The sequence below is a fragment of the Vibrio sp. 1CM2L genome, from assembly GCF_023161695.1.
In the GTDB taxonomy this organism is placed as follows: domain Bacteria; phylum Pseudomonadota; class Gammaproteobacteria; order Enterobacterales; family Vibrionaceae; genus Vibrio; species Vibrio coralliirubri.
On sequence record NZ_JALNTT010000003.1, the window covers coordinates 69,992 to 93,777 of the forward strand.

The window sequence follows — 23,786 nt, forward strand, 5'->3', positions numbered from 1 at the left end:
TGTTTGGCTCATAAAGGAGGGAGGGAGAGTGTTATGGAAATATCATCCAACGCATCGAACATCCAGCCTTATGGCTCACCTAGTGGCATTAAAATTGCAAGCGATGAAGGTAGTAGTGCGTCGAGTCTTTCGCGACTAAAAGAAGCAACATCTTATGACAAGGTAGAGAAATCGAAAGAGGAAGCTACCCAAGCGGCGATTCAATTAGCTCAACATAGACAAGAGTTAAATGATGAAGAGCGAGTCAAAATGGTGGAGAAGGTAAACGAGTTTATCTCCTCTCTCAATAAAGGTGTGGCTTTTAAGGTCGATGAAGAATCTGGGAGAGATGTGGTTACCATTTATGAGACCACAACCGGTGATATTATTCGCCAGATCCCTGATGAAGAAATGCTTGAAATTCTAAGACGCCTAGCAGCCCAAAACTCGAATAGTCGAATATTTGAGGTGAAGGTTTAAGTCGTATTATTGAGGTGATTTAATGAGTTTTGGCCCAATGGGGATTTCGTCTGGCATGGATATCAATTCCATGGTCAGCAAAATTGTTGATTCGGAGCGTGTACCTAAACAGCAACGAATCGACAATGAACGAACGCGAATCGATACCAGCATTAGTGCCTATGGAAGACTCAGAGAATCCCTTGATTCGATGAAAAACCTGATGACAAACTTTCGTCAGGAAAAAGCTTTTGCTGTGCGAACAGTCGAAAGTACCGATGAAGGTCTTGTCTCTGCAACCGCGACTACCGAAGCGATCGCTGGCAAATATGCCATCGATGTGTTGCAGCTTGCCCAAAGCCATAAAGTGGCTTCTGATGTACTGTCAGAGGACATGAAATTTGGCCCAGGTAAGCTGCAGGTTTCGCTTGGTGATGACAGCTTTGATGTGCAAGTTGGCGACAGATCGAGACTTATCGAAGTTGTTCGTGGTATCAACGGTGCAGATAGCAACCCAGGCGTTCGTGCATCTATTATCAACGATGTCGAAGGTCCAAGACTTATTATTGCCTCGAACCAGTCTGGTTCAGATCAGCAAATCAGCATTAATGTTGAGTCAGATGCTGCCAATCCCCTGAAAAAACTCGAATACAAAACGCTTGAAGAACGTGTTAAAGCGCTAGAGAAAGCGCGCGTTGCTGCTCAAGATATTCTAGCTCTAACCCCTGCAGGAAAAGCCGTCGAACTCATCGATGAAGTGATCGCTAACGATGACCCAAATGCGAATGAAACACTCGATAAAGATGGCAATATCATCCCTGCAGCTCAAACCGATTCTACTTCAGATGTTGACGGAGACTCTCAAAGTCTCAGCTACGGTGAGCAAGCCGCAGCCGACGGTCAAGCTGCCCTAGACGCAGCTCAAGCGGCAAAGTCGGTGATGCCTGAAGACAATATCCCTGGTTGGACTGAAACCGCGTCAGGTACGCTTTTAGATTCTTACTACACACCAGAACTTGAGCTTGATGAAAAAGCGATAGAGAAGGCACCCGATGTGCCGGGGTGGTCAAATGCTGCCTCAGGTACTCTGACCGATTCATACGTGACACCGAAAGAAGCCCAACAAAAACTTGAGGCTGAGCAAGCGCGTATCGAAGAGAAGATTTCACAAGAAAAAGCGGAGTTGGCTGAGAAAGTTCAAAAAGGCGAACTCACCGCAGAACAAGCCAAGAAAATTGAGCGTGCTAAATTAGAACCCGAAGAGCGAGAGCTTTTAGAGAAGGTCGATAAAGCACAAGCTGACCTCGAACAAGCACAGCAAACTTTTGATACCTATAGCGGTATGACTGAAGTTCAGGCTGGCCAAGATTCTATGGTTGTCCTAGATGGTGTTGCTCAGCTCTCTAGTAATAACAATGTGATTGAAGATGCCATTGAAGGTATTGATATTACGGTGAAAGGAAAAACGCCAAAAGATAAGCCGCCGGCAGAAATTGGTGTGGAGTACGACCGTAATAGTGTTCGCCAAGATATTGAATCCTTTGTGAGCTCTTATAACCAGTTCTATCAAGTGTCGAAAGACCTTGCGGGTGTTGATCCAACGACCGGTCAAAAAGGCCCGCTTTCTGGTGACAGTACAGTGCGTAACGCCGACTCTCGATTGAAAGGGGTGTTCTCATCAAGTATCGAAGGTGCGCCAGACAACCTTAAGTCTTTGACTGAATTCGGTATCACCACCACAAGGCAAGGCTCGCTAGAAATCAACTACGACATGCTTGATCGTCAACTCAACAACAATTTCGATAAGTTGGGTGAGTTCTTTGGTGGCAACAACGGTTTCGCCAAAAAAGTGGAAGATGCGATTCAAGGTATCACAGGTATTACGGGTTCAATCCGTACTAGAGAGAAGAGCTTGGTCGAGCAAAACTACCGCTTGGTTGATGACCAAAGCGCGCTCGACCGCCGCATGGACAGCCTAGAGAGCCGTACTCACTCTAAGTTCACAGCCATGCAAGATGCGACCAGTAAGATGCAATCTCAGTTGGGCAGTATGATGAATGCGTTGGGCTAATAGATGACTAGCCAGCTACAGGAGCTTTGTGAACTCGATCAACTAATTATCTCTAAACTGGAATTTAGTGAAATTAATGCTGAAGAAATAAGGCAGCTTGTCGATAACAGAGAACAGTTATTGCAAAACGTGCTTCAAATAATCGACTCACATCCCGACGTTAAGCAAAGTTCTGAATGGTTTGAAGCCATTACCAGAACCAGAAAATTAGTCGAATTGATGCAGTCTGAGACGAGTCGAGTAGGTAAGACCCTGCACAAATACCGTCACGGTGCTAAATCAGTTCAACAATACAAAAAGTTTTTATAGAAGAGGTTTACTATGCGCGGTTCTTTACAGGCATATAAAAAGGTATCAGTGGATAGTCAGCTAACGGCTGCCTCACCGCATAAGATTGTACAAATGCTAATGGCCGGTGCTATCGAGCGTTTGATTCAAGGTAAAGCGGCAATGCAAGCAGGCAACATCCCAGTGAAAGGCGAGCGACTTGGTAAGGCTCTAGATATCATTATTAGCCTACGTAGTTGCCTATCTATGGACGATGGTGGCGATATTGCGAAAAACCTAGATCAACTTTATGAGTTCATGATCACGCAAATTTCTGCGGCAAATCACAAAAATGACCCACAGCCTATTGATGATGTTATCGATATTATTCGCGAAATTAAGAGCGCTTGGGACCAAATTCCGAACGAATATCACAACTTGACGTCCGCTGACGTAGGAATTTAAAGAAAAATTGCAGTTTTAACCAACCTCATATCCCTTAATTGGTTGGTTGCCTTATTTTTTTAATCAAATAAAATAGAAGCCATTAGATAGCCTAATGGCTTTTTTCGTTGCTGATTTCCTAAATTTGTCCACGTAGACCGTAATCGTTGATACTTTCACTGTTTTATAGACTACGTTGCTCACCGTTTTTCCGCATCGCACCAAAATAAAGGCAATAATTCCTACTTATGCAAGGTTTGGCAAAACTGCTTGTCGTCGACGATAACGCTCAAGATCGTCACAATTTAAGCACAATATTAGAGTTTGTAGGAGAGAGCTGCGAAGTAATCAGCTCTGAACAAGCACGTAAAGTTGACTGGTCACTACAGTGGGCCGGCTGCATTATTGGTACCATTAAAGGTAAAGGCTTCAACGCATTACTGAATGAGAAGCTTGTTCACGCCAATCACATCCCTTTACTGGTGATTGGCAAAAACAATCACCCGGTTGACGAGTTGACTAACTATGTTGGTGAGCTTGAACTTCCTCTTAACTACCCGCAATTAAGTGATGCATTAAGACACTGTAAAGATTTCTTAGGCCGCAAAGGTGTTCAAGTTGTGTCTTCGGCACGCAAGAACACACTGTTTCGCAGCCTAGTAGGACAAAGTGCTGGCATTCAAGAAGTACGTCACTTAATTGAACAAGTCTCTTCTACGGAAGCGAACGTGCTGATTCTTGGTGAATCTGGTACAGGCAAAGAAGTCGTAGCGCGTAACATTCACTATCACTCTAAACGTCGTTCAGGGCCTTTTGTTCCTGTAAACTGTGGCGCGATTCCACCTGATTTGCTTGAAAGTGAACTGTTTGGTCACGAGAAGGGCGCATTTACTGGGGCGATTACCGCACGTAAGGGCCGTTTTGAATTGGCTGAAGGTGGCACACTGTTTCTTGATGAAATTGGCGATATGCCGATGGCGATGCAAGTTAAGCTGCTACGAGTGCTGCAAGAGCGATGCTTTGAGCGCGTAGGTGGCAACAGCACCATACAAGCTGATGTCCGAGTGATTGCGGCAACACACCGCAACCTTGAAGATATGATCGACGATGATTCGTTCCGTGAAGACCTTTACTACCGCTTGAATGTATTCCCGATTGAAATGCCGGCGCTTCAAGATCGCAAAGAAGACATTCCACTGTTGCTTCAAGAGCTGATGACTCGAATGGAAGCGGAAGGCAGCATGCCTATCTGTTTCACGGCTCGTGCTATCAACTCTTTGATGGAGCATTACTGGCCAGGTAACGTTCGTGAACTAGCGAACCTGGTTGAACGAATGGTTATCTTGTATCCAAACAGCTTGGTTGATGTGAATCACCTGCCAACTAAATATCGATACAGCGATATCCCTGAGTTCCAGCCAGAGTTTAATAGCTTTGGATCTGAAGAGGAGCAAGAGCGTGATGCACTTGCTGACTTATTCTCAGAAGATTTCAGCTTTGATCAGCAAGATGATATTGCCGACAATGCCAATGCTCCTCAAGAGTTACCGCCAGAAGGGGTTAACTTGAAAGAGCTACTCGCGGATATGGAAGTGAATATGATCAATCAAGCTTTAGAAGCGCAGGGCGGTATTGTTGCTCGTGCTGCTGACATGCTTGGAATGCGTAGAACCACTCTGGTTGAAAAAATGCGTAAATATAACTTGCAGCGCTAGTGCCCAGTTTTCGATGAAAACGAAAAACTAGCACACACTTTTTAGCTATTTGGTAACTCTAGCTAAGTGAACAGATAAACCATAGTCGAGTTGTTGCTTGCTTAACTATGTGATAAATATAGCAAATAGCCTGACTCGTGTTGTACGTCTCAGGCTGTTTTAGTATTTGAGGCAAATTTTTGACATGCACGTATCTAACGAACCAGAAAATCAATCACACCTAGATTCTGTTGAACAGCAGGTTGAGCGCTATAAGCAAGTACTCGACGTGATGCCTGCAGGGGTCATCTTGTTAGATACACACGGCGAAGTGAGAGAAGCGAACCCTGAAGCGCACCGTATTCTTGGTGTTGAGTTGGTTGGCGAGAAGTGGTTTTCAGTGATTCAAAGTGCCTTCGACCCAAAAGACGATGACGGTCATGAGATCTCATTGAAGAACGGGCGAAAAGTACGTTTGGCGATTTCAGCCTCTACCACGGGTCAGCTGATTTTGATTACCGATTTGACCGAGACCCGACTCTTGCAGTCTCGCGTGAGTGATCTTCAGCGTTTGTCTTCATTAGGTAGAATGGTGGCCTCGCTTGCCCATCAGGTGCGAACGCCGCTTTCAAGTGCGATGCTGTATGCATCAAACCTTGCCGCGCCAAACCTGCCGCCGGCAACAAAAACGCGTTTTCAATCTAAGCTTATGGATAGATTGCATGACTTAGAGAAGCAAGTGAACGACATGCTGTTGTTTGCCAAAGGTGGTGACAACAAAGTCGTTAAGCCATTTACTGTGGCTGAATTGATCACCGAATTTCACCCTATGGTGGAAGCGGCATTGAAAACTAACCAGATTGATTATTGCCAAGAAGTTGAGGGCGAACAGACTCAAATGTTCGGTAACGCCAATGCTATCGCCTCAGCGTTAAGCAACCTAGTGTTGAACGCGGTTCAAATTGCGGGCAAGGAATCGCAGATTGATGTGTTTTTTAGGCCCGTAAACGGCGAGCTTAAGATATCAGTGCAAGACAGTGGCCCCGGAGTACCGAAAGAGCTTCAAGGTAAAATTATGGAACCCTTCTTTACCACTCGTTCGCAAGGTACAGGTCTAGGCTTAGCGGTTGTACAAATGGTATGTCGAGCACATGAAGGCCGACTGGAATTGATATCAGAAGAAGGCGACGGCGCATGCTTTACCATGTGTCTACCGCTTGAAAGAAGTGCTTCTTCTGAAGACTAATAAGTTTTAACTGAATTTACACTGGAGAATCCTATGGCTCAAAGCAAAGTGTTAATCGTCGAAGATGATGAAGGTCTACGCGAAGCCCTTGTCGACACACTCGCGCTTGCTGGCTATGAATGGCTGGAAGCGGATTGTGCGGAAGATGCTCTGGTCAAATTAAAATCGAACTCCGTTGATATTGTCGTATCTGACGTGCAGATGGCGGGCATGGGTGGCTTGGCGCTATTGAGAAACATCAAGCAGCATTGGCCCAACTTACCTGTATTGCTAATGACAGCGTACGCCAACATCGAAGATGCCGTTGCTGCTATGAAAGAGGGCGCTATCGACTACATGGCAAAGCCATTTGCGCCGGAAGTGCTGCTCAACATGGTCAGCCGTTATGCCCCTGTAAAGTCGGATGACAACGGCGACGCTATCGTTGCTGATGAAAAAAGTATCAAGCTAATGATGCTGGCTGATAAAGTTGCGAAAACCGATGCTAATGTCATGGTGTTAGGCCCGAGTGGTTCTGGTAAAGAGGTGATGTCTCGCTACATTCACAATGCTTCTAGCCGAAAAGATGGCCCGTTTGTCGCGATTAACTGCGCGGCGATCCCAGACAACATGTTAGAAGCGACCCTGTTTGGCTATGAAAAAGGCGCATTTACTGGCGCTATTCAAGCTTGCCCAGGGAAATTCGAGCAAGCGCAGGGCGGTACGATTCTGCTGGATGAGATCAGTGAAATGGATCTTAGCCTACAAGTCAAACTACTGCGTGTATTGCAAGAACGCGAAGTTGAGCGGTTAGGTAGCCGCAAGAGCATCAAATTAGACGTCCGCGTATTAGCGACCAGTAACCGTGATCTAAAACAGTATGTTTCTGAAGGGAACTTCCGTGAAGATTTATACTATCGCCTGAATGTATTCCCAATTGCTTGGCCTCCGCTTTGCGAGCGTAAAGGTGATATTGAGCCTTTGGCCAAGCACTTAGTTGAGCGCCACTGCACCAAGCTTGGTATGCCAGTGCCTGTGATGTCGGCACAAGCGATCAGCAAACTCGTCAATTATCCGTGGCCGGGCAATGTTCGTGAATTAGACAACGTGGTACAGCGTGCGTTAATATTGAGCGAACAAGAGAACATCTCTGGCGAGCACATCCTTCTTGAAGGTGTTGATTGGCAAGACGCAAGCAGCCTACAACAAATCGTCGAAGGCAGTGATGTTGCTGCGCCAGAAATCAAGCCTATTGCCGAAGCAAACCCAATTAATAAAATCGCGGCTAGCAGCGAGGGGTTAGGTAATGAGCTTAGAGATCAAGAGTATGCGATCATTCTTGAAACCCTGATAGCATGTAATGGCCGACGCAAAGATATGGCTGAAAAACTGGGGATTAGCCCTCGTACATTGCGTTACAAGCTGGCGAAAATGCGCGATGCTGGAATAGATATCCCAAACTGAGGATAGATTAGTAGTGTCAGCTTTCTGACTAGTGTAATACGATATCTAGTCAATTTAATGTGTGGCACGCTAATTGCTCTGTCAATAATACAGCTAAATAGATGGTCATAATTTTGACTCCTGAGGTAGTAGATGAGAATAGATGGTTTACAAGGCGAAATGCAGGCGATGATGGTCGAAGCTGCCAGCGCGCGTCCCGCAGCAACGGGGCAAGCGGTCGGTGCAGATTTTGGCAACATGCTGACTAATGCCATCAATAATGTGAACTCATTACAAAAGACCTCTGGTGATCTTCAAGCTCGTTTTGATAGTGGTGACCAAAGCGTATCCCTATCGGACGTGATGATTGCTCGTAATAAATCTAGCGTGGCTTTTGAGGCGACGATCCAAATTAGAAATAAATTGGTCGAATCGTACAAAGAGCTGATGAATATGCCGGTATAAGTTGGGTAGTTAAATAGTGGCAGATAATAGTCAAACAACAGATTTAACCGTAAGCGATAGCAGCGACCACGCACTTATTGCAGGCTCTGAGCTAGACGGAGAAGGGCAAAATCCCGATCTAGGTGAACGCAGTTCATCGAAGTTCGATATGGCTGTCGGTGATCTCGATTTACTCCGTCAGGTCGTGTTAGTCCTTTCTATCTCTATCTGTGTAGCGCTGATTGTGATGCTGTTTTTCTGGGTGAAAGAGCCAGAAATGCGTCCACTAGGGGCTTACGAAACAGAAGAATTGATCCCCGTTCTTGATTACTTGGATCTGCAAAAGATCGAGTACACGCTTGAAGGCAATACCATCTCAGTACCGGCGAGTGAGTACAACTCATTGAAGCTTAATATGGTACGAGCGGGTTTGAACCAAGAGCGAAACGCGGGTGATGACATCCTCATGCAAGACATGGGCTTTGGTGTATCACAGCGTTTAGAACAAGAACGCCTTAAATTAAGCCGTGAAAGACAGCTTGCCAAAGCGATTGAGCAGATGAAACAGGTGCGTAAAGCTCAGGTTTTACTGGCGTTGCCGAAGCAAAGCGTGTTTGTGCGTCACAATCAAGAAGCCTCCGCTTCCGTATTCCTAACCCTTAAAACGGGCAACAATCTTAAGCAACAAGAAGTCGATTCTGTTGTTGATATGGTCGCTAGTGCCGTTCCGGGAATGAAAACCTCACGTATTACGGTAACCGATCAGCATGGTCGATTGTTGAGCTCAGGCTCTCAAGACCCAATGTCTGCAGCGCGTCGTAAAGAACACGAGTTAGAGCGCAATCAAGAACAGGCTCTACGTGAAAAAATTGATTCTATTCTGATTCCTATTCTTGGGTTTGGTAACTATACCGCTCAGGTTGATATTCAGCTCGACTTCAGTGCAGTGGAACAAACCCGAAAGCGTTTTGATCCGAATACACCTGCGACTCGAAGTGAATACACCTTAGAAGATTACAACAACGGTAATACTGTGGCGGGTATTCCTGGAGCTTTGAGTAATCAGCCACCTGCAGATGCCTCAATCCCACAAGATGTTGCTCAGATGAAAGACGGCGCAATGACGGGGCAAGGCTCGGTTCACAAAGAAGCGACTCGAAACTTTGAGCTAGACACCACCATCAGTCATGAACGTAAACAGAGCGGCACGGTTAACCGCCAGACGGTTTCTGTTGCGATCAAAGACCGTCAATCCTTGAACCCAGATACGGGTGAAGTGGTTCATACTCCGATCCCGGCGAGCGAAATCAATGCGATTCGCCAAGTACTGATTGGTACGGTGGGCTTTGATGAAACTCGTGGTGATTTGCTCAACGTATTAAGCATGCAGTTTGCACCTCAAGTAACAGATGTTGTTGCTGATGTACCAATCTGGGAGCATCCAAACTTCAATGATTGGGTTCGTTGGTTTGCAAGTGCCTTGGTTATTATTGTGGTGGTGTTGGTACTTGTTCGCCCTGCAATGAAGAAACTGCTTAACCCAGCAGCAGACAACGATGAACAGATGTACGGCCCTGATGGTATGCCAATTGGTGCCGACGGCGAAACCAGCTTAATTGGTGGTGATATTGAAGGTGGTGAGCTGTTTGAATTTGGTTCAAGCATCGACTTACCAAACCTTCATAAAGACGAGGATGTGCTGAAAGCAGTACGTGCACTTGTAGCGAATGAACCAGAGCTAGCAGCTCAAGTAGTTAAGAATTGGATGGTAGATGGCTAACGAAATAGTTCCACAACAAACTGAAGGCGGTGAAGTGCTTGATGTCTCTAGCGTGGATATCGGCTCTATCTCAGGCGATGAGCGCGCTGCGATCTTGTTGCTCAGTTTAAATGAAGAAGATGCTGCTGGTATTATTCGTCACCTAGAGCCAAAGCAGGTTCAGCGTGTGGGTAGTGCGATGGCGCGAGCTACAGACCTATCCCAAGAGAAAGTAGGCGCAGTGCACCGTGCTTTCTTAGATGATATTCAGAAGTACACCAACATTGGTATGGGCAGCGAAGACTTCATGCGTAATGCGTTAGTTGCTGCTCTGGGTGAAGACAAGGCGAATAACCTTGTTGACCAAATCCTTCTCGGCACAGGTTCGAAAGGTTTGGATTCGCTTAAGTGGATGGATCCTCGTCAGGTGGCGAGCATTATCATCAACGAGCACCCTCAAATACAAACCATTGTGTTGTCGTACCTCGATGCCGATCAATCGGCTGAGATCCTGTCTCAGTTCCCAGAGCGAGTTCGTCTGGATCTGATGATGCGTATTGCCAACCTTGAAGAAGTTCAACCTTCGGCGCTTGCTGAACTGAACGAAATCATGGAGAAACAGTTCGCGGGTCAAGCGGGTGCTCAAGCGGCCAAAATTGGTGGCCTGAAAGCCGCGGCTGAGATCATGAACTACATGGATAACAACGTGGAAGGCGTCTTGATGGATCAAATCCGTGACCAAGACGAAGACATGGCAACGCAGATTCAAGATCTGATGTTTGTCTTTGAAAACCTTATTGAAGTTGATGACCAAGGTGTTCAGCGTCTACTACGTGATGTTCCACAAGACATTCTACAGAAAGCACTTAAAGGTGCCGATGAAGGTCTACGTGAGAAGATCTTCAAGAACATGTCTAAACGTGCTGCCGATATGATGAGAGACGATATTGAGGCGATGCCGCCAGTCAAAGTCTCTGACGTCGAAGCAGCTCAGAAAGAGATTTTGGGTATTGCGAGGAAGATGGCAGACAGTGGCGAGATTATGCTGTCTGGTGGCGCCGACGAGTTCCTTTAATACAGAAACCTCAAAAGCCCCACACTGTTGGGGCTTTTCTTTATCCAATCTCGAACCACAGATTAACTCAGTTTAACTGCTTGAATTCACAATACAGTTAAGCTCACTCATAGATAGGTACTGATATGTCAGGTGATAGAAAACGCGGCTTCCTTCGCCCTGAAGAAGATAATACGGTTGCCCAACCTCAGAAATGGGGGCTGCCTGACTACACCTCTGACGTGAGCAAACAAGCCAAAGAAACCGCTTTTAACTACGACCCTAGTTGGATGCCAACGGTTGAAGAAGCCATTGAAGATGAAGAGCTGGTTCTGACTGAAGAGCAAATCGAGCTGATTAAACAAGGCGCTTATCAGGAAGGGCTGCATCAAGGCCAAGAGGCGGGCTTTAAGCAAGGCTATGAAAAAGGCAAAGAAGAAGGCTTTGCCGCAGGTCACGAAGAAGGCAACGAAGCCGGCAAGCTTGAAGGCGTAACCGCGGGTCAAGAATACATTCAACAACAAGTGGCCGTCTTCATGGGGCTGGCAAACCAGTTTGCTCAACCATTAGAGCTGATGAACGCTCAGGTGGAGAAGCAATTGGTCGACATGGTGCTTACTATGGTCAAAGAAGTGGTTCATGTTGAAGTGCAAACCAACCCACAAATAATATTAGATACCGTTAAAGAATCGGTAGAGTCGTTACCGATCTCTGGTCACGCAATCACATTGAAGCTTAACCCAGAAGATGTGGCGATCATTCGCTCTGCGTATGGCGAAACTGAGTTGGACTGCCGTAATTGGACGTTGGTGGCAGAGCCGGCACTTAATCGTGGTGACGTGCAAATCGAAGCGGGTGAGTCGAGCGTTAACTACCGTATGGAAGATCGCGTAAAGAACGTCATTCAAAACTTCTGCGGCGCAAATCGTCACCAGGGTCATGAGTAATGCTTGAGTTAGCGAACCGTCTCAGTCAGTACAAAGTCGAAGGGTTAAAATCGCGACCGATTGCCTCAGGTAAGTTAGTACGAGTTGTTGGCTTAACGCTTGAAGCGACCGGCTGTAAAGCGCCAATCGGCAGCTTGTGCCTAGTTGAAACCATGTCTGGTCAGATGGAAGCCGAAGTCGTCGGTTTCTCTGGCGATAACCTATTTTTGATGCCGAGTGAACAAATCACCGGGATCTTACCTGGCGCTCGCGTCACACCAATGACCACCGAAAGTGGTATCCCTGTTGGAATGGAACTGCTCGGTCGAGTGATCGACGGCGTTGGTAATCCACTCGACGGTTTAGGTCCAATCTATACCGAGCAACGCGCTTCATTTAATGCGGAACCAATCAACCCGTTAGCACGTAAACCGATTTCTGAGCCACTCGATGTCGGCTTGAAAGCCATTAATGGTTTGCTAACCGTGGGTAAAGGGCAGCGTATCGGCCTGTTTGCAGGTTCTGGTGTAGGTAAGTCGGTCACGCTGGGGATGATGACTCGAGGTACTACTGCACAAGTGGTTGTTGTTGGCTTAATCGGTGAGCGTGGACGAGAAGTTAAAGAGTTTATTGAAGAGATTCTTGGTGAAGATGGCCGTAAACGTTCGGTTGTGGTTGCCGCTCCTGCCGACTCATCGCCATTGATGCGCTTAAAAGGCTGTCAAACCGCGTTGGCTGTCGCCGAGTACTTCCGCGACCAAGGCTTAGATGTTCTGCTACTCATGGATTCATTGACCCGTTTTGCTCAAGCTCAGCGTGAAATTGCTCTGTCTGTTGGTGAGCCGCCAGCAACCAAAGGTTATCCGCCATCAGTCTTCGCTAAGCTTCCTGCGCTGGTGGAACGAGCAGGCAACGGCAATGATGAACAAGGTTCTATCACGGCTTTCTTTACCGTGTTAACCGAAGGCGATGACTTACAAGATCCGATTGCGGATGCGTCGCGAGCAATTCTCGATGGTCACGTTGTGTTATCTCGTGAGATGGCTGATGCTGGTCATTATCCTGCGATTGACGTTGAGAAATCCGTCAGTCGTGTTATGCCGCAAATCACCACTGAAGAACATGTCTTGATGTCGAAAGCGGTAAGGCAAGTGCTGTCTATCTGCCGTAAAAACCAAGATTTGGTTTCGATTGGCGCTTACAAGCCAGGAACGGATCCAGCAATCGATAGTGCCTTTACGTTGAAGCCAAAACTGGATGAGTACTTGCAGCAGAAGATGAAAGAAACTGTCCCATACGACATGTGCGTCAACATGTTGAAGCATGTCTTGGGTGGCTAACGAGTGAATAAGGTTAGTCATGGATAACGCATTAGAATTTTTGCTCGATCAAGCCAAAGATCAAGAGAACCAAGCCGTACTAGCGCTCAACAAAGCGAACTCTGAGCTGCAAGGTTACTATGAGCAAGTTGCGCAGATTGAAAAGTATCGACTGGATTACTGTCAGCAGCTCGTTGATCGCGGTAAGGCTGGCTTAACGGCGAGCCAATATGGTCACCTGAACCGCTTCTTAACTCAGTTGGATGAGACATTATCCAAACAGAGAGAAGCCGAGCACCACTTTAAAAATCAAGTCGACAACTGCCAAGGCTACTGGATGGAGTTACGAAAAAAACGTAAATCCTACGAGTGGTTGATGGAGAAAAAGCAGAAAGAGAAAGCAAAGCTGCAAGATCAAAGAGAACAAAAGCAAATGGATGAGTTCTCGACTCTGTTATACAGCCGAAAGAAGATGTGATCCTAAGCCACGAATGACGTAAGCGCTGTTCTCGATATTGTGAGAACCGAACTTATAGGCATGTTTCTTGCTCCGTTTTATATAAAATTGCGCGTTATGCCCACCAAAGGCATGAAAAGCATCCGACTTTCTTTTTGTTGCCTGATTCATGGCAGCAAAGCTAGTAGATAGAGCTTGTATATATGAATGTTAGTCTTTCCTCAAATTCAGCGACCAACAAAACGTCATCGTTGTTGGACACCGGTTCTGCCTCTTCCAAGGTAGAAGAAACCGGCGATTCTAAAGGTTTCTTTGAGTCCTTTAAAGAAGCGCTTGGCTTTGAAGAAAGTGGCAGTAAAGCCGCAGTAAAAGACACAGAAAGCACCGCGAAACCTGATACTAAACAGGCCTCTACCGAAGGTGAAGCGTCAGCCGAAACGAACAAAGGTGATTCAGCTGAATCAAAGGCTACTGACGAAGTGAGCGAAGCGCAAAGCAAGCAAGCAGCTTCAGAAGTAGAAGACGAGAAAGCTGCTGATAAAACATCAGCAGAGGTTGCGTCTGGATCTGAGGCTCAGCTCAAAGCCAATTCGGGCACTGATAGCACTGTCGCTGATAAGACTGTCGCAGATAAGGTAGATGGTAAAGATGCGCAGGCTACAACTAACGAATCTAAAGAACATATTGCTCAATCCCAAAATCAGGGTTCATCAACGGTAGATGGTGCTGCGCAGGCATCGCAAGCCAATGCAGCGATGAGTGAAGGCAATAAATTGCTTGGTCAATTGGACGAGGCAAACAAAACTCTAAATCAAGCGCCAAACGGCAAAGGCTTGCCTCAGCAAGGTCAGGCAGATCAAGCCCAAGGTAATATCACCGGTGCTTCTGTTGCAGGAGCTTCCGTTACGGATAAGGCGACACAACAAGCTAAGGTTGCAAATCAAGAGAAGAGCCTTGAAGTCGATTCTGAAATCGCTGTACTTACCAGAGGTAAGGGTGTTTCTCAGCTTACTGATACTGAAATTCGACAGTTGATGGATAAAGGCGTCACTCCAGAACAAATTGAAGCCAGTATGAGCCGAGAGCTGAGCCAAAAGAATGCAGCTAGTGCGGTTGCTGCCGATCAGAGTCAAGCATTATCAGCCGCGGATATTGAACTGGCAAAGCAAGTAGATGCCCATACCAAAGCGCTAAACCAATTGAATGGACAAATCGAATCAGAGCAGTCTGTTGTCGATAGCTTGCTTCAGAAGCAACAAAGTGGTGCTAAGTTGACTGTTGATGAGCAAGCCGCTTTGGCTAAAGCGAGCTCTAACCTAGACCTGTTGAATCAACAGCTCGCAAACGTTCAACAACAAGCAACAGCTCTGCTAAGTCAAGCTCCGGCTGCGAACAGTGCGTCTGGTGAACCCGCTGCTATCGATTGGGATAATACGGATTCAAGCGAAACTAAAGCCTTAGCTGCGGCAGCATCAACAGCAGCTGTAGCGACGGCGGCACAACAAGTGTCAGCGCAGGCTGCTTCTCAATCAGCAAACAATGCTCTTACGGAAAAGGCGGCAATGCTGCACGCCAATAATGCACATGCAGCTCAACAAGCTAATGTGGCTTCACCTCAGCAGCAAGCAACGTTGGATCCAGCTTTAACCGCGCAAGGTATGGCGATGAATGCAACGCCAGCTGCCACAAAAGCCGGCTCGACTGATACGCTTCTTAAAGCGGGCGCCGGTGCAGCAGCACTGTCTGGTTTGGGTAAAGCGGGTGCTAAAGAAGATTCTAAAGATTCAACCTTTGCTCAGCAGATCGCTTCTGCAGCTGGTGCACAAGGTACGGCAACGGTGGGTTCAGCACCTACGCGAGCTGAAATTCAAGCTGCTCAACAAGCACCTTTACAGCTCACCAAAGAGCTAGCCAATGAGCAAGTGGCTGAAAAAGTACAAATGATGATGTCTAAGAACCTCAAGAACTTGGACATCCGTCTCGACCCACCAGAACTGGGCCAAATGAAAATCCGCATGACCATGAATAATGACGTGGCAAACGTGCACTTTACGGTGAGTAATCAGCAAGCGAGAGATGTGATTGAACAAACCTTACCTCGCTTGAGAGAGATGCTTGCTCAGCAAGGTCTGCAGCTTGCCGATTCGTCTGTTCAACAACAGAACTCCGGTCAGGGACAAGATAGATACAACAATGGTGAGCAACAATCCGGCGCTAACCGCACAAATGATACGCAAGGTGATGAAAACCTTGATAGTGGCAGCAATCTTGAATTGAATGTCGCATCAAAGCGTGATGGAATTAGTTATTATGCCTAATATCAGGCTAAGAACGCTTAGTTAATCGAAAGAACAGGAAGTTAGAGTAAAGTATGGCAGAAGAACAAGATGCACCTAAAGGGAAGAGCAAGCTCCTTATAATCATTATTGCCGTAGTCGTGTTACTGCTTGGTATAGGTGGTGCGCTGTACTTTTTCTTAGGTTCTGACGATAGCGCCTCTGAATCTCAGTCTCAGCCAACAACGGCTGTGGTCGCTGCAGAGCCTGTTATGTATGTTAATATTCCACAGCCCTTCTTGTTTAATGTGACAGGTGACAAAAAAGATCGCCTAGTTCAGATAAAAGCACAGCTCATGGTACGTGGCAGTAAGAATGAAGACCTAGCTCGTTACCACTCTCCACTTGTAGAAAGTACGCTATTGGCCACGTTTGCTTCGGCAACGGTCGATCAATTGCGCTCACCAACCGGACGAGTTGAACTGCGTGACAAGGCAACAGAAGATATTAAAGCAAGCCTGGCTCAAGCTGTTGGCCAGCCTGTGATTGAAAAAGTGTTATTCACTGACTTCGTAATTCAATAGGTAATTTGTGACCGATTTATTAAGCCAAGACGAAATTGATGCGCTGTTACATGGCGTTGATGATGTTGAAGAAGTTGAAGATGTCTTAGAAACCGAAAATGACAATGCGGTCAATTTCGACTTCTCATCTCAAGATCGAATCGTCCGTGGTCGAATGCCGACCCTTGAACTTATTAACGAGCGTTTCGCACGTCATATGCGTATCAGCTTGTTTAATATGTTACGTAAAACGGCTGAAGTGTCGATCAACGGCGTACAAATGATGAAGTTTGGTGAGTACCAAAACACATTGTATGTACCCACCAGTTTAAACATGGTTCGTTTCCGTCCACTGAAAGGTACGGCACTCATCACCATGGAAGCTCGTCTGGTTTTCATTCTCGTAGAGAACTTTTTTGGCGGTGATGGTCGTTTCCACGCCAAGATTGAAGGTCGTGAATTCACGCCTACTGAAAGACGAATCATTCAGTTACTGCTGAAAATTGTTTTTGAAGATTACAAAGAAGCTTGGTCTCCAGTGATGGGGGTTGAGTTTGAATACTTGGATTCTGAAGTGAACCCAAGTATGGCGAACATTGTGAGCCCAACCGAAGTGATTGTTGTGAGTTCGTTCCACATTGAAGTAGATGGCGGTGGTGGTGACTTCCACGTTGTCATGCCTTACTCCATGGTTGAGCCGATCCGTGAATTGCTTGATGCGGGTGTTCAATCAGACAAGATGGAAACCGATGTTCGTTGGAGTACCGCACTGCGTGATGAGATCATGGATGTGCCCGTCAACTTCCGTGTGAATTTGCTAGAGCAAGATATTTCCCTTCGTGATCTGATGGAGCTACGCCCTGGTGATGTTATCCCAATGAACATGCCTGAACACGCAACCATGTTTGTCGAAGAACTGCCGACTTATCGTGTGAAAATGGGCCGTTCTGGTGAGAAGCTTGCAGTTCAGATTTCGGAAAAAATTCAAAGACCCCATGTGGTTAAAACTGATCTCGCTTTTCTAGGTAAAGACTTAATGTCTGAACTCGAAAACAGCGATGATGACGAATAGAAAAATAGATAAAAGTATAGGAATTGGTAATGGAACCTAGTGAAGATCAAAAGCTAGCAGACGAATGGGCTGCAGCACTTGGTGAAGATCCTTCAGCGCCGTCAATTGATGTTGATGATGTGCTTGCGGCACCACTTGATGAGCTAACCGATTCATCATCTCCGATTTCTGAAGATGAGCGTCGTAAGCTGGATACCATTATGGATATTCCAGTGACTATTTCGATGGAAGTTGGCCGCTCTCAGATCAGTATCCGTAACTTACTTCAATTGAACCAAGGCTCGGTTGTTGAGCTTGATCGAATTGCTGGTGAGTCACTGGATGTGATGGTTAACGGTACTCTGATTGCTCACGGTGAAGTGGTTGTAGTAAACGACAAATTTGGTATTCGTTTGACTGACGTTATTAGCCAAACAGAACGAATTAAGAAGCTGCGTTAATGCGCTTTTTGTCTCAAAGACTGGCGGGCTCTTCTCTCGGAATGACAGGGCTGCTACGAGGAACCTTGGGAGTAGGGCTATTAACGGTTCCTTCCATTGCCTTTGCAGCAACACCGCCTTCTCTCGATTTAGCGACCACCTTTGGGTCGCTAATTTTCGTTATAGCCTTCATTTTATTTATTGCTTGGCTACTCAAGCGAATGCAAGTGCCTGCGATGTCGAATCAACAAGGTTTGGCGATTGTTAGGCAAATCCCTGTTGGTACTAAAGAGCGTATCGCTATTGTGCAAGCGGGAGATGAACAGTTCTTGGTAGGGATTACCACACAATCGATTCAGCTGATCTCTAAGCTCGATAAACCTCTTACTCAGGAGATGCTGGAAAAAAGTACATTTTCAAGTCAGCTTTCCCAGCTAATAAAAAAAGATGCAAACAAGTAACGGACTTTTGAACTCCTCTTACTTTCACCAAGCCGGAGCTTTCCGAGCGGTGACAGTGATGTTGGTTCAGCTTATTCTCCTATGCTCAATCGTATTCAGTGTGTCGGTATTTGCACAAGCTGAAGACGGCACCGTCATTCCTGCGAATACTGCTGGTTCGGAATCGGTCACTATCAGCACGATGGAACAAGACCAAGCCAAATCGACAACCATGACCACGGGCAGTTTGACTGGCAATGGTGGCGGCATACCTGCCTTTACCATGACAACCAATGCCAATGGCGGTGAAGACTACTCGATTAACCTGCAAATTCTCGCGTTAATGACCATGCTTGGCTTCTTGCCGGCGATGGTGATTTTGATGACATCGTTCACTCGTATTGTGGTTGTGATGTCTATCTTGCGTCAGGCGATGGGTCTACAACAAACACCGTCTAATCAAGTCATTATTGGTATCGCGATATTCTTGACCTTCTTCATCATGTCGCCAGTGATTAATCAAGTTAACGAACAAGCAGTTCAGCCTTATCTTAATGAACAGATATCGGCACGACAGGCATTTGATGTTGCCCAAGAACCGATTAAGTCCTTCATGCTCAAACAGACTCGAATCAAAGATCTTGAAACCTTTGTTGAGATTTCTGGTGCGGAAGTGACTAACCCTGAAGATGTTTCGATGGCGGTTCTGATTCCAGCATTTATCACATCGGAATTAAAAACGGCTTTCCAAATCGGCTTTATGCTGTTCTTGCCTTTCCTAATCATCGACTTGGTGGTGGCATCGGTATTGATGGCTATGGGTATGATGATGTTGTCACCGATGATTGTATCGCTGCCGTTTAAGTTGATGCTGTTTGTTCTTGTTGATGGCTGGAACTTGATACTCTCCACACTCGCCGGCAGTTTTGCCTTGTAGCTGGGGGAATAATGAATCCTGAAATATTCGTAGAGTTGTTCCGAGATGCCCTTTGGATGGTACTAATCATGGTTTGCGCTATCATTATTCCTAGCCTGCTGATCGGTTTGGTTGTGGCCGTTTTCCAAGCCGCGACCTCAATCAACGAACAAACACTGAGTTTCCTGCCGCGTTTGATTGTGACCTTATTGGCGTTGATGCTATTCGCACACTGGATGACCCAGATGATGATGGAGTTCTTTTTTGAGCTCATCGAACGCTTGCCGCAAGTTCTGTATTAAACCGATATGGAATACCCAACGAGCCTTGTACTAGAGTGGTTAGCCAATTATTTTTGGCCATACACTCGCATCTCAGCGATGCTGATGGTGATGACGGTAACAGGGGCACGCTTTGTGTCTCCGCGTATTCGTCTGTATTTAGGTTTGGCGATTACTTTTGCGGTGATGCCTGCGATTCCGGCCGTTCCCAAAGAGATTGAACTTCTGTCCTTTCAAGGCTTCCTGACTGTCTTTGAGCAAATCGTGATTGGCGTGGCCATGGGCTTTGTTACCCAGTTCATGATTCAAACCTTTGTTATGCTCGGCCAGATCTTGGGTATGCAATCGAGCTTGGGCTTCGCCTCAATGGTCGACCCGGCTAACGGGCAAAACACGCCGGTACTTGGTCAGCTGTTCATGCTGCTAGCGACCATGTTCTTCTTGGCGACCGATGGTCACTTGAAAATGCTGCAGCTGGTGGTGTTTAGTTTTAAGACCTTGCCGATTGGCAGTGGCTCTCTAACCTCTGTGGATTTCAGAGAGCTCGCATTGTGGCTCGGTATCATGTTCAAAACGGCATTGGCGATGTCCTTGTCGGGCATTATCGCGCTGCTAACGATTAACCTCTCCTTTGGTGTAATGACGCGTGCGGCACCTCAGTTAAACATCTTTTCTTTGGGTTTTGCATTTGCGCTACTCGTGGGTCTGTTACTTTGTTGGTACATCCTTGGCGGCTTGTATAGTCACTATGAGCTATTCTGGATGCAGGGCGAACAACAGATATGTCGTCTAATCCGGTTAGATTGCTAGGAGACTGAAATGGCAGAGTCAGACGGTCAAGAACGCACAGAAGACGCCACGCCCAAACGCTTGCAACAGGCCAAAGAGAAAGGGCAGGTTGCAAGGTCAAAAGAGCTGGCGTCAGCATCGGTACTAATTGTCGGTGCGATTGCATTAATGTGGTTTGGCGAATCGATGGCGAAGGCTTTGTTCGAGGCGATGCAACGTCTGTTCTCTTTGAGTCGCGACGAAATTTTTGACACCAATAAGCTGCTTGAAATCGCTGGTGGCGCACTGGTGAACCTGCTTTTTCCGCTGTTTTTGATACTGATAACCTTGTTTGTTGCTGCCGTCATCGGCGCTGCGGGTGTCGGTGGGATTAACTTCTCAATGCAAGCGGCGATGCCAAAGGCGTCTAAGCTCAACCCACTGAGTGGTATCAAGCGTATGTTTGGCCTGCAAAGTTGGGTTGAACTGCTCAAGTCTATTCTTAAAGTAGCGCTCGTATCGGGGATGGCGATTTATCTGATTCAAGCCTCTCAGCATGATTTAATGCAGCTGAGTATGGATGTGTACCCGCAGAACATCTTTCATGCCTTGGATATCTTGCTCAATTTCATCCTGTTGATCAGCTGCTCACTGCTGATTGTGGTGGCGATTGATATCCCGTTCCAGATCTGGCAACACGCCGATCAATTGAAGATGACCAAACAAGAAGTCAAAGACGAATTCAAAGACACTGAAGGTAAGCCGGAAGTGAAAGGCCGAATTCGTATGCTTCAAAGGGAAGCGGCTCAGCGTCGCATGATGGCTGATGTCCCTCAAGCGGATGTGATTGTGACCAACCCGGAACACTTTTCAGTGGCGCTGCGCTACAAGCAGAATCAAGACAAAGCACCAATTGTGGTTGCTAAAGGTGTCGACCACATGGCGATGAAGATCCGAGAGATTGCGCGTGAAAATGACATCTATATCGTTCCAGCGCCGCCATTAGCGAGGGCGCTTTATCATACCACTGAGCTAGAACAACAAATTCCTGACGGTCTGTTTACAGCAGTTGCACAAGTGCTTGCATATGTTTTCCAGCTTAAACAGTACCGAAAACGAGGTGGTGAGCGACCAAAACTGCAAGATTCTAATATGCCGATCCCACCTGATTTACGTCATTAGATCAATTGCTTGAGCTCTGCGTGATGAACCTTGATAATAGCGAGCTAGCTAATCTTCCTTTTATAGAGGTGATGGCGATAATTTGACGTGAGATGTTGGTACAGTGTTTGCTGTAGTAAGCCTGAACATTATAAGCCCATAGCAAAACAGCCCTGACTAAGATCTAATCCACTTCTTCAGAGAGCTACAACATAGCGAAACTGTCTAGATTTATGAAATTCTCCCTGCCTTTTGCGGACAAGCTACCTAAAATCCCTAACCGTGCCATGCCTGCGATTGGTGCGCCTGTTATGGTACTTGCCACGCTTGCTATGGTGGTGTTGCCCATTCCAGCTTTCTTGTTGGATATGTTCTTCACCTTTAATATTGCACTGTCTATGGTTGTGCTATTGGTTTCGGTTTATACCCGTAGGCCTTTAGACTTCGCTGCATTCCCGACCGTGCTGCTTATTGCGACTCTGCTTCGATTGGCCTTGAACGTTGCTTCAACACGTGTGGTATTGCTCCATGGCCATGAAGGTGGTGACGCTGCTGGTAACGTGATCGAAGCCTTCGGTAACGTGGTTATCGGTGGTAACTACGCTGTCGGTCTAGTGGTGTTCTTGATTCTGATGATCATCAACTTCATGGTTGTAACCAAAGGTGCGGGCCGTATCTCGGAAGTAAGCGCGCGTTTCACCTTGGATGCGTTACCGGGTAAACAGATGGCAATCGATGCCGACTTGAACGCAGGTTTGATCGACCAGGACCAGGCGCGTCTGCGACGTTTTGAAGTAACCAAAGAAGCCGACTTCTACGGTTCGATGGACGGTGCATCTAAGTTTGTTAAAGGCGATGCGATCGCTGGTATCTTAATCTTGTTCATCAACATCATTGGCGGTTTGAGCATTGGTATGGCTCAGTTTGACCTTGGTTTTGGTGAAGCAATCGAGATCTACACGCTACTGACTATCGGTGATGGTCTGGTTGCACAAATCCCGTCACTGCTCCTTTCTATAGCAGCTGCAATGATGGTAACGCGTCAAAATACTGATGAAGACATGGGGCAACAGCTCGTCTTCCAGATGTTCGACAATCCAAAAGCCTTGATGATCACCGCCGCTATCCTTGGCATCATGGGTATTGTTCCGGGTATGCCACATTTCTCATTCTTGAGTCTTGCTGTTATTGCGGGCGCGGGTGCGTATTACATCGATAAGAAAAACAAAAAGAAGGCGGAAGAACCTAATCTTCCGGCAACCGTTGAAGCGAATGGAGAAGTAGGCTCTCAGAAGGAGCTTTCTTGGGATGATGTTCAACCTGTCGATATTATTGGTTTAGAAGTGGGTTACCGTTTAATTCCTTTGGTTGACAGAGACCAAGGGGGCGAACTGCTTGAACGCGTTAAAGGTGTGCGTAAGAAGTTGTCTCAAGACTTTGGTTTCTTGATCCCAGCGGTACACATTCGCGATAACCTAGAGCTGACACCAAACAGCTACCGAATTACCCTGATGGGTGTCGCAGTAGGTGAAGCTGAGATCAAGCCTGACATGGAGCTCGCGATCAACCCGGGCCAAGTGTACGGTATGATCGATGGTGAGCCGACAATCGACCCTGCATTTGGATTAGAAGCGGTATGGATTCGTGAAGAGCAGCGTGAACACGCACAAGCTCTAGGTTATACCGTTGTCGATTCTTCTACAGTATTGGCGACACATCTTAGCCAACTGCTTACCAACAACGCATCACAGCTTATTGGTCACGAGGAAGTTCAGAACTTACTTGAGATGCTTAGCCGCTCAACACCTAAGCTGGTGGAAGGTTTTGTACCGGATCAATTGCAGTTGGGTGTGGTTGTGAAAGTGCTACAGAACCTATTGAATGAAGCTATTCCAATTCGTGACATTCGAACTATAGTCCAAACTTTGTCGGAGTATTCAGGTAAGAGTCAAGAACCTGACATACTTACTGCGGCGGTTCGTATCTCATTGAAACGATTAATTGTTCAAGAAATCAATGGTATAGAGCCAGAGTTGCCAGTGATAACCCTAATTCCTGAGCTGGAACAAATCTTGCATCAAACCATGCAGGCATCCGGCGGAGAATCTGCTGGTATTGAACCTGGTTTAGCCGAACGTTTACAGACCTCTCTCAGCCACGCTACGCAAGAGCAAGAGCTGAAAGGTGAACCAGCGGTACTATTGACCTCTGGTGTGTTACGTTCGACTCTGGCTAAGTTCGTGAAAAACACGATCCCAAGCTTGAGAGTCTTGTCTTACCAAGAGATACCGGACGAAAAGCAGATACGTATAGTACAAGCTGTTGGTAATTAAGCCGCCTAATTAGAAC

Annotated in this window: 23 protein-coding genes; all 23 read left to right on the top strand. The window is 46.6% G+C overall.

The genetic code is table 11. The annotated features are described in order from the left end of the window. Positions 1-33: 33 nt before the first annotated feature. A complete protein-coding gene (flaG, locus tag MSG34_RS10405) occupies positions 34-459 on the top strand; it encodes a flagellar protein FlaG (RefSeq protein WP_248337318.1) in 426 nt (141 codons plus the stop codon). A gap of 22 nt (positions 460-481) precedes the next feature. Continuing rightward, entirely contained in the window at positions 482-2,509 is a 2,028-nt protein-coding gene (gene fliD, locus MSG34_RS10410; RefSeq protein ID WP_248337320.1) for a flagellar filament capping protein FliD, read from the top strand. Positions 2,510-2,512: 3 nt separating this feature from the next. Further along, positions 2,513-2,818 carry a flagellar protein FliT gene (locus MSG34_RS10415; RefSeq protein WP_248337322.1) on the top strand — a complete coding sequence of 102 codons (306 nt, stop codon included), beginning with the start codon at positions 2,513-2,515 and terminating at the stop codon, positions 2,816-2,818. Between the two features lie 12 nt (positions 2,819-2,830). Then, positions 2,831-3,241, top strand: a complete 411-nt coding sequence (gene fliS / locus MSG34_RS10420) for a flagellar export chaperone FliS (protein ID WP_004736194.1) — start codon at positions 2,831-2,833, stop codon at positions 3,239-3,241. Between the two features lie 227 nt (positions 3,242-3,468). Continuing rightward, positions 3,469-4,935, top strand: coding sequence for a sigma-54 dependent transcriptional regulator (locus MSG34_RS10425; RefSeq protein WP_017064122.1), 1,467 nt, complete (start codon positions 3,469-3,471; stop codon positions 4,933-4,935). Positions 4,936-5,119: 184 nt separating this feature from the next. Beyond that, positions 5,120-6,160, top strand: coding sequence for an ATP-binding protein (locus MSG34_RS10430; RefSeq protein WP_019820743.1), 1,041 nt, complete (start codon positions 5,120-5,122; stop codon positions 6,158-6,160). A 33-nt stretch (positions 6,161-6,193) separates the two neighbouring features. Next, on the top strand, positions 6,194-7,603 hold the full coding sequence (locus tag MSG34_RS10435) for a sigma-54 dependent transcriptional regulator (protein ID WP_248337324.1): 1,410 nt from the start codon (positions 6,194-6,196) through the stop codon (positions 7,601-7,603). 132 nt (positions 7,604-7,735) lie between these two features. Beyond that, a complete protein-coding gene (fliE, locus tag MSG34_RS10440) occupies positions 7,736-8,047 on the top strand; it encodes a flagellar hook-basal body complex protein FliE (RefSeq protein WP_017060684.1) in 312 nt (103 codons plus the stop codon). A gap of 16 nt (positions 8,048-8,063) precedes the next feature. Further along, positions 8,064-9,806 carry a flagellar basal-body MS-ring/collar protein FliF gene (gene fliF, locus MSG34_RS10445; RefSeq protein WP_248337325.1) on the top strand — a complete coding sequence of 581 codons (1,743 nt, stop codon included), beginning with the start codon at positions 8,064-8,066 and terminating at the stop codon, positions 9,804-9,806. Further along, positions 9,799-10,860 (top strand): flagellar motor switch protein FliG, encoded by a 1,062-nt coding sequence (gene fliG, locus MSG34_RS10450; RefSeq protein WP_017060682.1) that lies wholly within the window; start codon positions 9,799-9,801, stop codon positions 10,858-10,860. Before fliF ends, fliG begins: the two co-directional genes overlap by 8 nt. Before the next feature lie 125 nt (positions 10,861-10,985). Continuing rightward, positions 10,986-11,786, top strand: a complete 801-nt coding sequence (gene fliH, locus MSG34_RS10455) for a flagellar assembly protein FliH (protein WP_017060681.1) — start codon at positions 10,986-10,988, stop codon at positions 11,784-11,786. Further along, complete coding sequence (gene fliI, locus MSG34_RS10460) at positions 11,786-13,105, top strand: flagellar protein export ATPase FliI (protein WP_017060680.1); 1,320 nt, start codon at positions 11,786-11,788, stop codon at positions 13,103-13,105. The genes fliH and fliI overlap by 1 nt, the downstream gene beginning before the upstream one ends. Positions 13,106-13,124: 19 nt before the next feature. Continuing rightward, the gene (fliJ, locus tag MSG34_RS10465; RefSeq protein WP_248337327.1) at positions 13,125-13,562 is read left to right on the top strand and encodes a flagellar export protein FliJ; all 438 of its coding nucleotides are present in this window, start codon (positions 13,125-13,127) and stop codon (positions 13,560-13,562) included. Positions 13,563-13,744: 182 nt separating this feature from the next. After that, the gene (locus tag MSG34_RS10470; RefSeq protein WP_122081967.1) at positions 13,745-15,859 is read left to right on the top strand and encodes a flagellar hook-length control protein FliK; all 2,115 of its coding nucleotides are present in this window, start codon (positions 13,745-13,747) and stop codon (positions 15,857-15,859) included. A gap of 53 nt (positions 15,860-15,912) precedes the next feature. Further along, entirely contained in the window at positions 15,913-16,401 is a 489-nt protein-coding gene (gene fliL / locus MSG34_RS10475; protein WP_050635193.1) for a flagellar basal body-associated protein FliL, read from the top strand. Between the two features lie 7 nt (positions 16,402-16,408). Continuing rightward, the gene (gene fliM / locus MSG34_RS10480; RefSeq protein ID WP_017631770.1) at positions 16,409-17,452 is read left to right on the top strand and encodes a flagellar motor switch protein FliM; all 1,044 of its coding nucleotides are present in this window, start codon (positions 16,409-16,411) and stop codon (positions 17,450-17,452) included. 29 nt (positions 17,453-17,481) lie between these two features. Beyond that, complete coding sequence (gene fliN, locus MSG34_RS10485; RefSeq protein ID WP_004739851.1) at positions 17,482-17,892, top strand: flagellar motor switch protein FliN; 411 nt, start codon at positions 17,482-17,484, stop codon at positions 17,890-17,892. Continuing rightward, the gene (gene fliO, locus MSG34_RS10490) at positions 17,892-18,332 is read left to right on the top strand and encodes a flagellar biosynthetic protein FliO (RefSeq protein WP_050635194.1); all 441 of its coding nucleotides are present in this window, start codon (positions 17,892-17,894) and stop codon (positions 18,330-18,332) included. The genes fliN and fliO overlap by 1 nt, the downstream gene beginning before the upstream one ends. Beyond that, positions 18,319-19,248, top strand: a complete 930-nt coding sequence (fliP, locus tag MSG34_RS10495) for a flagellar type III secretion system pore protein FliP (protein WP_082242291.1) — start codon at positions 18,319-18,321, stop codon at positions 19,246-19,248. The genes fliO and fliP overlap by 14 nt, the downstream gene beginning before the upstream one ends. Positions 19,249-19,259: 11 nt before the next feature. Further along, positions 19,260-19,529 carry a flagellar biosynthesis protein FliQ gene (gene fliQ, locus MSG34_RS10500; protein WP_029235191.1) on the top strand — a complete coding sequence of 90 codons (270 nt, stop codon included), beginning with the start codon at positions 19,260-19,262 and terminating at the stop codon, positions 19,527-19,529. Positions 19,530-19,535: 6 nt separating this feature from the next. Next, a complete protein-coding gene (gene fliR, locus MSG34_RS10505; RefSeq protein ID WP_017060672.1) occupies positions 19,536-20,318 on the top strand; it encodes a flagellar biosynthetic protein FliR in 783 nt (260 codons plus the stop codon). Positions 20,319-20,327: 9 nt separating this feature from the next. Beyond that, positions 20,328-21,458, top strand: coding sequence for a flagellar biosynthesis protein FlhB (flhB, locus tag MSG34_RS10510; protein WP_017064116.1), 1,131 nt, complete (start codon positions 20,328-20,330; stop codon positions 21,456-21,458). Positions 21,459-21,670: 212 nt separating this feature from the next. After that, on the top strand, positions 21,671-23,770 hold the full coding sequence (gene flhA / locus MSG34_RS10515) for a flagellar biosynthesis protein FlhA (RefSeq protein ID WP_048664306.1): 2,100 nt from the start codon (positions 21,671-21,673) through the stop codon (positions 23,768-23,770). Positions 23,771-23,786: the final 16 nt, after the last annotated feature.